Here is a 13,545-nt window from a genome sequence, read left to right as displayed (position 1 = left end):
TTTATTACCTAGAGCCGATAATTTCACGCACACGGCGCAAAAACCACTCGTAATTCTCCTTAAAATTCTCCATACTTGCGCTCATTTGAGAATCAAGCGTATTAAATGTGCCTTTAATCTCCTCTTGTAAGGATTTATTACCCTCTATATTTTCATTGATTGTATTTTGCACATTACGATAAAGTTCAATGAGCTGCATACTATTATGCTGAATCTGCGCATTAAGATTGCCTAAATGCGAGAGGAGATTATGTTGCAGAGTGCCAAAATCTTTTACCACCTGCACACCCATATCTTTAGGAATAGCCACTGAATCTTTGGTAAGTTTTTGCATAATTTTAAGATATTCATTCGCAAGTTTTTTGATAAATCCACTCATTTGCTCATATTGGGCATTCACATAAGCATCACTTTTTGCACTAAGTTCATTTAGCCCCTCAAGTCTTGCTTTTATCATCTCTTGCTCTTTATTCAACATACTCTCTATATTATTATTTGCAATTGTAAGATACTGCTCTTGCATACTCTTCATATCTTTGAGCATATCCTGCATCACTACTTCATTGTGGGAATTGAGATAAGAAAGACTAGATTCTAGGCTCTGCACAATTGCGGTATGATTTTTAGCAATATGCTCTCTTAAACGCGCAAATTCTTGAGCATTATGCTCACTTGATTGCGTATTTTGTGTGATATTTTGCTCCAAAAGTTTGCTTAGGCTCACAATATGCGTATTTGCACTACTTATAATCTCTTCAAACAAGCCCTTGCTTTGCTGCACAAGCTCATTGCAATGCGAATTAAAACCTGTGCTATGAGACTGAAGTATGTTGCCAATATGCTCTTTGGCCGAACTTGAGCTTTGATCGATAAAGCTTCTTAGATGTTGCATATTTTGCTCTGCATATGAATCTAAATGCGTAAAATAAGCACCAATCTGCCCCTTTAGCTCATCAATATGCTTACTTGCTGTATGTTCTAGCTCGTCCATATTCTGTGTAGCTTTCACAAAGAAGTTATCCATATTATCTAAACATTGTCGTGCGTGTGCGCCAAGTGTAGCAATTTCTTGAAGTTTGGCATTAAGCATTTCACCCTTAGCACGCATATCTTCAATAAGCCCTAAAGTCTTAGCATAAAATTCCATTGCGCTTGTATTTTGTGCAACCACAGATTCCAAAGTCGCCTGTGTGCTATTCATCGCATTTGCGCTTTCATTCATTGCTTTATGTGTTTGAGCAAGCAACTCTTGGGTATGTTCGATAGTTTGCTTGTATTGCTCCTGCCAAGTAAGGAGTTGCCCCACTGCATTATTAAGTTCTTTAAAATTCTCGCCAAATTGGTTTTGTAAATTATGATTAAAATCCCTAATAACAAGCTCAAGTGCGCCAATAAGTTCTTTAGAAGCACCCGAAGCAAGTTGTTTAATTGTGGCTTGTAAAGAGGTATTAATATCCTGTAAAAGCGTATGTGTAGTTGTATTTATAGTGCGCATCTCCTCTGCAGTAGGCAAAGCAAGAATCTTATTATTAAGCTCTATGATACCTCGCAGGTGATCAAGATTGCTCATTTGTGTCAAAACATAATCCATATTCATATCTTGCGCACTTTTCACACCTTTTGATTTTTGTATAATTGAAAGCGCAATAGCTAAACCCATACCTAAAATAGAAGTGTAAAATGCTGTCTTTAATCCATTTAAGAGCAAAGGCACAGAATCTTGTAAAGCAAGAGTATCAAACCCAATAAGTCCTATAAAAATCCCTACAAAAGTCCCAAGTACCCCTGTACTCATAATGATTGCTTTAAAATCTTTATGTGCAAGATCACCAAAGGTGCGAAAATCCCACACAAATAACCCCACCATTAAGATAGTAAAACAAATATTTACAAGCCAAATAATCTCTTGCATATTTCCTCCTTAAATGCTATTTTTGCTCGGTTGTAACATATACATCATTAATGCCTTTATCACGTAGCATTGTGGTAACTTCAAGAAAATACTCCAAATTGCTCTGTCTATCACTATAGATAATCACCTGCACATCTTGATCAAACTGCCAAACCTGTGCTTTAAGTTCATCAAAAGACAAAGGTGTATCATCAAGAAAAAATTGTCCTTGCTTATTAATTGTAATAGAATGTGATTGTTTATTATGAACATTTTGTCCTTGTGTTTCCTCAAGGCGAGGCACATCAACTTGTATGTGGGAACGCACCACAAAAGATGCGCTTGTGAGTACTATCACTAATAACACGAGCATAATATCAATAAAAGGAATAAGATTAAGAGAATCTATCTTTTTCATACATCATACTTTGTAGAAGTTTTTGGTAAAGGATTATGCGCAATATCCCAAAGTGAGAGAATCACCTCCGCCTTGCGCAATAAAAAATTATAAAATGCAATGGAGGGAATAGCTACAATAAGTCCGGCTGCTGTTGCCTTAAGTGCAAGAGAAAGTCCTACCATAATGCTTTGGGTATCAATGAGTGCATTTGAGCCAATCTCCACAAAAGTAACCATAATCCCAAAGACCGTTCCTAAAAGCCCTATATAAGGTGCATTTGAGCCAATAGTCGCAATGAGCGTCAATCGCTTATGTAATAAAAGCTCCAAGATTCTTTTATCTTCAAAATGTGCTACATCAATTTTATGATACACCCATAAACGCTCAAATACCACACCTAGCATTACCACACTCAAAAAAAGCAAGAACCCAAGCACCCCATAATCCACAATATCTTTCACTACCTCACTCCTACAGCCTTTTGCCATAATCTTTCATATTTGCCCTCGCTTCACGTTCAAGCATTTTTTTCTTAATGCTCTCACGCTTATCGTGAAGTTTTTTTCCTCTCACAAGTGCAATGGTAAGTTTAATTTTATTTTTTTGATTGCAATAAATGTTTAATGGAACAATCCCCAAACCCTGTTGCATAACACTCCCAAAAAGCTTATCAATCTCTTTTTTGTGAAGCAAAAGTTTGCGCACTGCGCGTTCATTTGGCTTAAAATACGCATAAGTATGCTCTAAAAATGAAATATGAGCGTGAAACAAAAATGCCTCGCCTTTAATAATTTTTACAAAACTATCTTTGAGATTTACTCTCCCCGCACGAATGCTTTTAACTTCACTTCCAGCTAAGACGATGCCACTTTCTAGGGTTTGTAAAATCTCGTAATCAAAATAAGCTTTTTTATTTTTTGCAAATACTTTTTTTTGCATCTTATGCCCTTAGCCTAAAAAAGCTACTTCCGCTTCCGCTAAAATACCACTCACTTCCAAGCTCTTGTGCGATATTCTTAAGCGCAGGATACTCTAAAGTTGCACTTACAAATAAATCATTCATTGCCTCTCTCGGTTCTTTTTTACAGAGTAAATCCTTGCTTGTAAGCCTAAACCACTCATAAGTAGGTGCGCTATAAGTAAGAGTGCGATTTTTTATAGCTTTTGCATAGCATTGATATACTTTTTTTGTATCACAAAACACATCTGGCGTATGAATCTCATAATATGTAGGAGATTCTGCAAAAGATTCTATATTTTCGCCTCGCCCACACACATTTGCGCTTTGTGCGCCACTTGCAAAAAAACTCACATCAGCCCCTACTTTTTGAGCAATATGTATCAGCTCATTTTCACTTAGTCCATATTCACAAAACACATTTGCTGCGCGTAAAAATGCTCCTGCATTTGCGCTTCCTCCACCAAGTCCTGCACCTTGTGGGATAGACTTTTGCACCTCTACTTGAAGAGATTCTAGTCTCTGTGTGTTTTTGCCCTGCAGGGTTAAAAAATCCCTCATAGCGCATTTTGCTTTAAAAATAAGATTCTCTTCTAAACTGCAACCAAAATCGCCTTTAAGCACAAAAGTAGAATGCACCTTAAGCTCCATTACATCGCAAAGCCCATTACGAGCTTGAACAAAACGCGAGTTGAGCTGATGAAATCCCTCTTTATGCCCAATAATCTTCAAAAAAATATTAAGCTTTGGATAAATTTGAACAATCACTTGCGCCTCTATTTTTTTACTTTGAGCAGAGATTGAATCTGCTTTAGGGATTGTTTATCCGCAATTTGTGAGGCTTGTTTGTTTGCAGAAGTAATCATTTCTTTGAGTTCACCGCGCAAAATCACACAAGATTCTGGTGCAGAGAATCCTAACCGCACGCTACCCTTATCAATAGAAATAATCCTTACTTCTATATCATCGCCTATCATTACACTATCATCTTGTTTGCGTGAGAGAATGAGCATACTCTATCCTATTTAAAATATATTCTACATTGCCGTTTTCACAAACTTCAATTATAGAGAAAAAATCATCAAAACACACTATATATTTGCCTTTTTGTATATTTTTTAATGTGATTTTTCTACCAAAATACATATCTTGTGCATCAATACAATCTCTTTCAAGCTTTGGATAGGGCAAATAATCAAGAGGATTCAAGATTTTTACACCCTGCAATGATGTAACACTCATCTCTCCCTCGCTTATACGCTCAAGGTATGAAAGCGCACCATTTGTGCCTAGTCTTTGTGCTATCATTTCCCCTATACTGCGCACATAACTACCCTCACTCACACTCACTTCAAAGCTTACAAAAGGGTGGCAATAGGAGAGAAATTGTATATTATAAATATCCATTTGCACTTTAGCAAGCTCAAAATCTATCCCTGCTCGTGCGAGTTGGTAAGCTCTTTTACCCTTGATATGCTTTGCACTAAATTGTGGTGGAGCATACAATATTTTCCCCCTTACAGAGGCAACAGCAGATTCTACATCGCTTTGTGGATATGCTTTAGGCAATGCAATAGACATCATATTTTCAATATCTAAACTCCTTGAATGCGCACCTAGCCACAAAGTCGCCCTATACACTTTAGGTGCTTTATGTAAATGCGCAAAAAGTCGCGTATAACTGCCAAATCCCACAACAAGTGTGCCTTGAGCAAAAGGATCGAGTGTGCCAAGATACCCTCCTTTTTTGCATTGAAAATGTTTTTTTAAAGATGAGAGATAAGCATTTGAGCTTATAAATGGTGGCTTATACGCCGCTATAAGCAATGAATAGCTCATACTCCCCCTTTCTCTTGTAATAATGTTTATCAAATATTATAACATCTATAATATTCTAGTTTTTTAGAACATTTGTGATTATCAAATTGTATGTATTATTTTTAAGGAGCAACTATGGCACAAGAGGTATTCCTCCAACACAATACCCTAATTACTTCAAAAACAGATTTAAAAGGCATTATCACCTATGGCAACAATGATTTTGTGCAGTTTAGTGGTATGAAAGAAGAAGATTTTTTAGGCAAACCCCATAATATTATCCGCCACCCTGATATGCCTCGCATTGCATTCAAGCTTTTATGGGATAGTGTCCAAAATGGTAAGGAATTTTTCGCTTTTGTGAAAAATCTCTCAAATGACAAAAACATTTATTGGGTTTTTGCAAATATCACGCCCTCTTATGATGATAACAATAAGATTATTGGCTACTACTCTGTGCGCCGCTGTCCAAGTAAAAAAGGTGTGGCATTTATGAGTGATATTTATGCCAAACTCCTTCAAGCAGAAACACAAGGAGGTATGAAAGCTTCTCTAAAACTCTTGCAAGATACTTTACAACAAGCACAAACAACTTATGATGAGCTTGTTATTGCTCTGCAAAATACACACAAAACAGATGGATACTATGGCGCAAGTTAGAATCTAAATTACCATAACTTCAAATCTGTATCTGTCTTCTTATAAAGATTCTTGCTTTTGCCCTCGATTTCATACTCAAGCGCAAAACCATATTTAATACCCGTTGTGCCTGATTTCTTCAAGCGAATATTTTCATAGGTATCAGGTGGGATTCTAAGACTTGTTACCGCTGCACTACTACTTGGAGGAATCCGCCTAGAAACTTCCGCTTCATTGACCATCTCTCCATTAACATATAAAGCTATGTATCGCACATTTACAATCTTATCACTTTGGTTTGTAATATTAATATTCACATTCCCATTACCTAGGTTAAATGATGAGGCATTAAGGATCACATCATCATTTCTAATGCTCACCGCAGGAAGCGAATGTGAAGCAAGAATATAACGCGCAGGAGTGTCACCCCTATGATTTTCTGCATACATATCCGCACCATTTGATAAAAGCAATTTTATCATTTCTGGATTCTTTTTCATCACAGCATAATGCAAGGGTGTATTGCCCAAATGCTCATCAGCAACATTCACATCTGCACCCTTAGCAATGAGAGCTTTGGCAAACTTATAATTATTGAGTGCTACGACTTTAAGCAAGGGTGTCTCGCCGTGACTCACTGCATTCACATCAGCCCCACGCTCAATAAGCAAATACAAAATCTCCATATTACCCTTACGCGCTGCATCATAAAGTGGTGTGCTTCCGCGCAATCGCGCCTCTACATCAGCCCCAAGACTAATGCCCTTTCGCACCTCTGTGTAGTTATTGCTAAAAAGCAAATAATTATACCTATCATTTGCCCCATAGCTTGATGCGCATAATGCCATACAAACATACATTATTGCCAATGTATGTGAAAAAAGATTCTTCATCGTTGCCATCTTATTCCTTTTTCATAAAATATTGTTCGCTCAATGCCCTTACTTTCGCATATACACTATCAAATTTCATACCAAAAGTGCGCGATTGCGCAATACTTGTTATAAAATTTGTATCACCTATATAGCGAGGCACAAAGTGCATATGTAAATGCTCTGGTATGCCTGCTCCACCCGCTTTTTTGATATTTAAGCCCACATTTATACCTTGCGCACCATACGCATAAAGCAATGCTACTGCCTTATGCGAAAGCGTGTGTAAATGCAGCCATATCTCCAAAGGAAGCTTTTCAGGAGAATCACAATGAGCAAGTGGTAAAAGCATAAAATGTCCAGGTGTGTAGGGATAGAGATTCATTACGCCAAATACTAACTCATCGCGATAAATCACATAATTTTTTTCATCTTCTTGGGGATTATCTGCAATAGAGCAAAAAACGCAGCCTTGCTCACAAGAGCCAAAATACTCGTTCCGCCAAGGCGCGTAGATTCTATCCATTACCCCTCCTTTACCTCAAATATAACTTGGCGCATCATTACTAAAAAGCACCAAATCATCGGCTTCAGTGCAGGATTTGAGCATATCTTCAAGTGCATTTTTAGAATGTAAAATAATTTTTTGCGCTTTTTGGATATGTTTGCGCAAAATCTTACTATTGAGTTCGCCTGTGATAATAACAATATCAAAAACCTCATCAATAGCTTGTGCAAGCTCGATATTTGCCTCATCTGTGCTTTCTACAATACCGGGTGTTACGATAATTTTCCTGCCATTATAGAGAGAAGAAAGCCGAATAGCCTCTTTCATACCCTTAAGATTCCCATTAAAGCTATCATCAATAATTAATCTCTCATTTGCCTCAATTTTATGCAAACGATGCAAGATAGGCTCTAACCTCCTCACCGCCTTTTGTATATCCTCTATCCTAAGCCCTAGCTCCACCCCCATATAAATAGCCACACTCAAATTTGTAACATTAAACCGCCCCAAAATCATTGTTTTAAACTGATACCACTCATCTTTAATAAAAAGTTCAAAACTTGTGCCATCAAGATTCGCCTCGATATTGCGCACATTTTCAGGGAAGTATTGAATCTTCTTGAGTGTGCTTGGCTCTAGGGTAGCAGGTGGAGTGGGATTATCTTTAAACACAAAAGCCTTTTTTAATCGCGCACTTTGCAAAAGCTCAAACTTTGTCTCTACAATATTATCAATATGCTTGAAATACTCTATATGCTGCTCCCCTATTTCGCCAATAACCGCATATTGAGGATTCAAAAAATGCGCGATTTGAGCAATATCGCCCTTTAATCGCGCACCAGCTTCAGCGATATAAATTTCAGTTGTATAATCAAGGTTATTATTAATATCTGCTACTAAACCTGTATGTGTATTAACACTACGAGGTGTAGCATAGACACGATATTTTTCTTTGAGAATCTGTGCAAGAAAATTTTTTATACTTGTTTTGCCATAGCTCCCTGTTACACAAATAATCATAAGGCGCGACATTATCTTAAGCTTATCACTAGCCACAACGATAAAGCGATCAAGTAAAACTTTTTCATATACACCAGAAATCACAAACGCAAAGCCAAGCGGCATTAAATCAAGCAATGCGCTTGTTATTTCCAAAAAATAACACATTACCTCATTAAGTGCCATAAAAAGTATGAGAATGATAAAAAGCCTAACAATGCGCATTGTAAAAACAAGCTTCTTATCAAGCCTAAAATGCCATATAGCAAGCATCAAAAAATATACTGCGCTTACAGCAATGGTAAGATAATTATCCATAGGGTGTGGGAAAAAAAACACAACCACATATGCAATAAAAGGCACAATACAATAATAAAAATGCCACATAAATTTATGGTGCATCAAAATAACTCGTTTAAAGCTGTAATTATACCATTGTAGATTCAGTGCAGTATAAAATGCAAGGCAAAGAACAAAAATCCATTGAGCTATCATAGTGACAATTAGCATATCTTTGACTTCTCCTATCTCAAAATCTCAAAGTCGTGCAAACTTTCATCAATATCTAATGATGTAACCTCCACACGCTCAATCACACTGCGAATTGTCCCCGCTTTAATAATTTTTTCCAATATATCCAAATCCGCACTCTCACCTTGTGCCACCGCACGCACACTTCCATCTTCTAGGTTGCGAATATGCCCGCTAAGGAGTATTTCCTGCTCGTTGATAGCATCTACCTTTGCTTTGACAAACTTGCGAAAGCCCACGCCTTGCACACGACCAAAAACCATAAATTGCCTACATTCTTTCATTGCTCGCTCCTGTATAGATTTTGAATGACCTCGCCCTGCTTTAAAAAAAAGTAGTGATCCCCTTCTAGGGCAAAAAAACGACTTTTTTTAATAGATTCTGCTATTTTTTGACCACAAAAAAGCGGGGTGGCACGATCATCTTTGCCCCAAAAAATACTTGCCCTCCCTTCAAAAGCAGCAAATTGTGATGAAAAATCCTCATCAACGACATTTTTAAAGGTTTGATACATTCCCTCATTCATATTTTGCACATCACTTGAACGAAATATTTTACCTGAAAAACCACATTTGCGCATCATTTTTGCTAACATAATCTTAGCACGAACCAAAAAAGTTTTAGGCACTTTAATACCAGCAGATGAGAGCAAAATGAGTTCTTTAGGCGCACAAAGCACGGCAACCTTTCCTCCAAAACTATGTCCTACAAGTGTTGATTCTTGTGTTGAAAAACCACTAATTTCAAAAAGAAATTTTTGCACAATCTGTGCATAATCTCGCGTATGCAGAGGCTTTGTATTAGGACTATTACCAAAACCGGGCATATCAACATAAATATGTTCGTATGGAGCAAAATATGCCCCAAAAGCAAGCTTCATCACTTCTTTATTGCTTCCCCAGCCGTGTAAAAAAAGCATTATAGGAGCAGATTCTATGTTATTTGCAAGAGGTTTGCGCCTCTCATAACTTAGCTCAAATTGCTCCCCCTGATACTCTATACGCCTTTGTGCCATATCCCCTCATTTTCCTTTTGCGTGATGAATCTGCTCTATATATTTATAGCTTACCTTGATAGAATGTTTTTTTGGCAAATTGTAGGCTAATTCCTCAAGCACTGATGCAAAGTCCTCAAATAAATAATTTGCCATAGAGCCGGGTATAGGATTAATCTCATTTAAATACACTTCATTATCAATTACAAAAAAATCGCATCGTATTAAAGCTCCTTCAAACGCATTCTCATATAATTTAACAAAGTTTTCTTTAATACGCTCCTCAAGTTCAGGATTAATATCTGCTTTTAACACTTGCGATGTGCGTGAAAAATCTAAATATTTATGTTCAAAATCAAGTAATTCTTTCTTGCTTGGCTCTTCAATAATAGAGTATCTAAAAATATGCTCTGTGCCACTTTTTACCTTGCACCCTGCAAGATTGTATTCCTTAATGCCGCTTCGAAAATGCTCTACTATAATACTATCATCATATTCAAAAGCCAAATCCATAGCGTATTCTAGCTCTTTTGGCTCATTGACTACACTTACACCTATGGAGCTACCAAGCCGCGCAGGCTTTAAAATCAAAGGATACTTCAATGCGCCAATTTGCGTATTTCCACGCGTAAGAACAGCATAATCCAAAGTTTTTACTCCTCTCTCTTTGGCAAAAAGCTTTGTAAAAGCTTTATTAAAACTCATTACGCTTGATTCTACACGAGGACCAATAAATGGAATATGATAGAAATCAAGTAAAGCGCTTATGCTTCCATCTTCGCCATCTGCGCCGTGAATGAGATTAAGCACAATAGGAATTTCAATAGGGCTTAATCCAAAAAAAGTTTTTTTATAAAATCCGCCGTGTTGTAAAAATAATTCTGTGCATTTTTTATATGCACCAGAGCTAAAAAACTTTGACTTCATAGAATCTATTGGTATGAGATAGAATCGATGCTCACAATCTATAAAAATAAAAGATTCAATCTTCTCTCCAAGCACCTTTTTAAGCGCAATAGCACTCACAATGCTAATCTCGTGCTCAAAGCTCACGCCCCCAAAGAGTATAGCAAATCTCATTTTTTCTCCTTATTTGTCTTTTTTGATAATGCCTTATCACGCTCTAATTCTTTGGCAAGATACTTACCTGTGTAGCTCCCGCTTTGAGTATAGTTTTTACTCATATATTCCACCGAGCCACAATCGACAATCTTCCCACCACCAGCACCACCTTCAGGTCCAATATCAATAATATAATCAGCATTTTTAATCATATCCAAATTATGCTCGATGACAATCACAGAATTACCCAAATCTACTAAATGATGAAGCACCTTTGTGAGCCTATCTACATCGGCAAAATGTAGCCCTGTGGTTGGCTCATCAAGCACATAAAGCGTTTTGCCTGTATCTTTGCGACTTAATTCTTTAGCGAGTTTAATTCTTTGAGCCTCACCACCGCTTAGTGTAATAGCATTTTGTCCTAAAGTAATATAGCCTAAGCCCACATCTTGGAGTGTTTGCAGTCTTTGGGCAATTTTTGGCACTTTTGCAAAAAACTCGAGCGCACTATCTACACTCATTGCTAATACATCAGCAATATTTTTGCCCTTGTAGGTAATTTCTAATGTTTGGGGATTATATTTTGCGCCCTTACACGCATCACATTTTACCATTATATCAGGCAAAAAGTGCATTTCGATTTTAATCTCCCCTTCACCCTGACATTTCTCGCATCGCCCACCTTTGACATTAAAACTAAAACGTCCTATATCATAGCCTCGCATTTTAGATTCTTTAGATTCTGCAAAAAGAGCGCGTATATCGTCCATTGCTCCTGTGTAAGTTGCAGGATTGCTGCGAGGTGTGCGCCCAATAGGACTTTGATCTAAATAAATCACCTTATCCAAATGCTCCAAACCTACAATCTCTACACCATCGCATTTTTGCACTTTTTTAGCATTATTAAGAAGCTCTTGGGCAACAGGGAGCAAAGTCTGCAAAATTAGTGAGCTTTTGCCCGAGCCACTCACACCTGTTACACATACAAATTGAGAAAGCGGTATAGATACATCAAGATGAGCAATATTATGAATATTTACATTATGAATCTCAAGCCATTGTGTGATAGTGCGCTGATGAGGATAGGAAATAATTTTTGCACCTTTTACATATTCTGCAGTGAGTGTGTTGCTTTGAAGTAGTTCTTTCACATTACCACTAAAAACGACTTCGCCTCCACGCAATCCTGCCTCTGGTCCAATATCAACAATATAATCTGCATTTAAAATTGTCTCTTTATCGTGCTCAACAACAATAACGCTATTGCCCTTTTCTTGCAAGCTACGCAAGGTTTTAATCAAACGCAAAGTATCGCGCTCGTGTAGCCCAATACTTGGCTCATCAAGCACATACATCACGCCTGTAAGCCCACTGCCAATTTGACTCGCAATACGAATACGTTGAGATTCTCCCCCACTAATACTTCGTGCATCTCTACCTAAAGTGAGATAGCCTAAGCCTACATCATAAAGAAAAAATAATCTCTCGCGAATCTCCTTTAAAATCGGCTCGGCAATAAATTGCTCCTGTGGATTAAGATAACTAAATGCGCTCGTATTGCTAAAAAACTCATATACCTTTTGTATGGGCATATCAATAAGCTCTCCAATACCAAGCCCTGCAACTTTAACGCTTAAAGATTCTAATTTCAAACGATGTCCATTGCAAGTAGGGCATATTTTCTCTGTCGTATAATCCCCCAAATTTTTATCATCTTTAAACATATCATAAGCAATTTGTAATATTCCCTTCCAAGGACGCTTAAGAGTGCTACTGCGCCAAGTAATTTCTACTTCTTTTTCGCTTCCATAGAGTAAAGCATTTTGTTGTGAGCTACTTAGCTCATCAAAACTCATATTTGGATTAATTTTCGCATCTTTGCAAAAAGCATAAAAAAGTTCAGCATAATAATTACGATTAAACCCAAAAATAATCTTAATGCCACCCTTATTAAGGGGTTGGGACTTATCAAGGATTTTTTTCAAATCAATAGCATATTTTGCTCCAAGCCCCAAACAATCCTCACACGCGCCTTTTGGAGAATTAAACGAAAATCCAAGTGGCTCTAGCTCCTCAAAGCTTACCTTGCACTTAAAACACGCAAAATGTTCAGAATAATGCAAATATTTTTTTTCATCATTTTCAAGCAGCTCTACTTCAATTTCTCCATAAGATTCTTTCAAGGCTTTTTCCACACCTTGAGCAATGCGTGTGTGATTCTCAATAGAATTTACCACTCTATCAATCACTACTTTAATGCTATGTTTTTTATTTTTAGCAAGCTTTATTTCCTCATCAAGTCGCACCATTACTCCATCAATCATTGCACGCACATAGCCCTTTTGGCGCAAAGATTCTATTTTATCACTAAAACTTCCTTTTTTTTCTTTTACAAGAGGTGCAAGGAGTATCATCTTTGCTCCATTTGGAAGATGTAAAATCTGCTCAATAATATCTGTTGTGCTCATTTTTTGAGAGATTTTCTCTCCACAAATATGGCAATGCTGCACCCCCACACGCGCATAAAGCAAACGAAAATAATCATAAATTTCGGTAATTGTGCCAACAGTCGAGCGCGGATTCTTGCTTGTTGTCTTTTGATCAATAGCAATAGCAGGAGTAAGCCCCTCAATTTTATCCACATCAGGCTTACCTACTTTATCTAAAAATTGCCGCGCATAGCTTGAGAGGGATTCTATATATCGCCGTTGCCCCTCTGCATAGAGTGTATCAAAAGCAAGAGTTGATTTACCAGAACCCGATAAGCCTGTAAAAACAACAAGTTTATTTTTGGGGATACTTAAGTGAATGTTTTTTAAATTATTCTCGCGTGCGCCACTAATGCGAATGTGATTATAATCTTTCAAACTCTT

The 13,545-nt window shown here is 37.3% G+C and carries 15 protein-coding genes; 1 reads left to right on the top strand and 14 read right to left on the bottom strand.

Annotated features, from left to right (window positions below; translation table 11 throughout):
• Positions 1-4: 4 nt before the first annotated feature.
• The 7 genes from J1E28_RS00840 to truB are packed head-to-tail and all read right to left on the bottom strand — an operon-like array spanning position 5 to position 5,088.
• Positions 5-1,912 carry a hypothetical protein gene (locus tag J1E28_RS00840; protein ID WP_291026047.1) on the bottom strand — a complete coding sequence of 636 codons (1,908 nt, stop codon included), beginning with the start codon at positions 1,910-1,912 and terminating at the stop codon, positions 5-7.
• A 16-nt stretch (positions 1,913-1,928) separates the two neighbouring features.
• Positions 1,929-2,309 carry a biopolymer transporter ExbD gene (locus J1E28_RS00835; protein WP_291026046.1) on the bottom strand — a complete coding sequence of 127 codons (381 nt, stop codon included), beginning with the start codon at positions 2,307-2,309 and terminating at the stop codon, positions 1,929-1,931.
• Positions 2,306-2,752: a TonB-system energizer ExbB gene (gene exbB / locus J1E28_RS00830; RefSeq protein ID WP_291026045.1), complete on the bottom strand. Its 447-nt coding sequence runs from the start codon at positions 2,750-2,752 to the stop codon at positions 2,306-2,308. The genes J1E28_RS00835 and exbB overlap by 4 nt, the downstream gene beginning before the upstream one ends.
• Positions 2,753-2,762: 10 nt before the next feature.
• Positions 2,763-3,230 carry an SsrA-binding protein SmpB gene (gene smpB / locus J1E28_RS00825; RefSeq protein ID WP_291026044.1) on the bottom strand — a complete coding sequence of 156 codons (468 nt, stop codon included), beginning with the start codon at positions 3,228-3,230 and terminating at the stop codon, positions 2,763-2,765.
• A 1-nt stretch (position 3,231) separates the two neighbouring features.
• Positions 3,232-4,017: a 4-(cytidine 5'-diphospho)-2-C-methyl-D-erythritol kinase gene (locus tag J1E28_RS00820; protein ID WP_291026043.1), complete on the bottom strand. Its 786-nt coding sequence runs from the start codon at positions 4,015-4,017 to the stop codon at positions 3,232-3,234.
• A gap of 8 nt (positions 4,018-4,025) precedes the next feature.
• Entirely contained in the window at positions 4,026-4,262 is a 237-nt protein-coding gene (locus J1E28_RS00815; RefSeq protein ID WP_291026042.1) for a carbon storage regulator, read from the bottom strand.
• Positions 4,234-5,088, bottom strand: a complete 855-nt coding sequence (truB, locus tag J1E28_RS00810; RefSeq protein ID WP_291026041.1) for a tRNA pseudouridine(55) synthase TruB — start codon at positions 5,086-5,088, stop codon at positions 4,234-4,236. Before truB ends, J1E28_RS00815 begins: the two co-directional genes overlap by 29 nt.
• A 114-nt stretch (positions 5,089-5,202) precedes the next feature.
• Here truB and J1E28_RS00805 point away from each other — a divergent pair, with 114 nt between their 5' ends.
• Entirely contained in the window at positions 5,203-5,727 is a 525-nt protein-coding gene (locus J1E28_RS00805) for a PAS domain-containing protein (RefSeq protein ID WP_291026040.1), read from the top strand.
• Between the two features lie 8 nt (positions 5,728-5,735).
• On the opposite strand, the gene J1E28_RS00800 is transcribed toward J1E28_RS00805, so the two are convergent.
• The 7 genes from J1E28_RS00800 to uvrA are packed head-to-tail and all read right to left on the bottom strand — an operon-like array spanning position 5,736 to position 13,539.
• Positions 5,736-6,608, bottom strand: coding sequence for an ankyrin repeat domain-containing protein (locus tag J1E28_RS00800; RefSeq protein WP_291026039.1), 873 nt, complete (start codon positions 6,606-6,608; stop codon positions 5,736-5,738).
• A gap of 1 nt (position 6,609) precedes the next feature.
• Positions 6,610-7,104, bottom strand: a complete 495-nt coding sequence (locus tag J1E28_RS00795; RefSeq protein WP_291026038.1) for an HIT domain-containing protein — start codon at positions 7,102-7,104, stop codon at positions 6,610-6,612.
• A 15-nt stretch (positions 7,105-7,119) separates the two neighbouring features.
• A complete protein-coding gene (gene murF, locus J1E28_RS00790; RefSeq protein WP_291026037.1) occupies positions 7,120-8,595 on the bottom strand; it encodes a UDP-N-acetylmuramoyl-tripeptide--D-alanyl-D-alanine ligase in 1,476 nt (491 codons plus the stop codon).
• Between the two features lie 14 nt (positions 8,596-8,609).
• Entirely contained in the window at positions 8,610-8,900 is a 291-nt protein-coding gene (locus J1E28_RS00785; RefSeq protein WP_291026036.1) for an acylphosphatase, read from the bottom strand.
• Positions 8,897-9,631: an alpha/beta hydrolase gene (locus J1E28_RS00780; protein ID WP_291026035.1), complete on the bottom strand. Its 735-nt coding sequence runs from the start codon at positions 9,629-9,631 to the stop codon at positions 8,897-8,899. The genes J1E28_RS00785 and J1E28_RS00780 overlap by 4 nt, the downstream gene beginning before the upstream one ends.
• 6 nt (positions 9,632-9,637) lie before the next feature.
• Positions 9,638-10,690: a D-alanine--D-alanine ligase gene (locus tag J1E28_RS00775; RefSeq protein ID WP_291026034.1), complete on the bottom strand. Its 1,053-nt coding sequence runs from the start codon at positions 10,688-10,690 to the stop codon at positions 9,638-9,640.
• Positions 10,687-13,539, bottom strand: coding sequence for an excinuclease ABC subunit UvrA (uvrA, locus tag J1E28_RS00770; protein WP_291026033.1), 2,853 nt, complete (start codon positions 13,537-13,539; stop codon positions 10,687-10,689). Before uvrA ends, J1E28_RS00775 begins: the two co-directional genes overlap by 4 nt.
• Between the last annotated feature and the right edge of the window lie 6 nt (positions 13,540-13,545).

Origin of the sequence: Helicobacter sp., assembly GCF_022511165.1 — a bacterium.
Taxonomy (GTDB): domain Bacteria; phylum Campylobacterota; class Campylobacteria; order Campylobacterales; family Helicobacteraceae; genus Helicobacter_C.
Note: the sequence above shows the minus strand (reverse complement) of the source record. Positions and strands in the feature narration are given on the sequence as shown.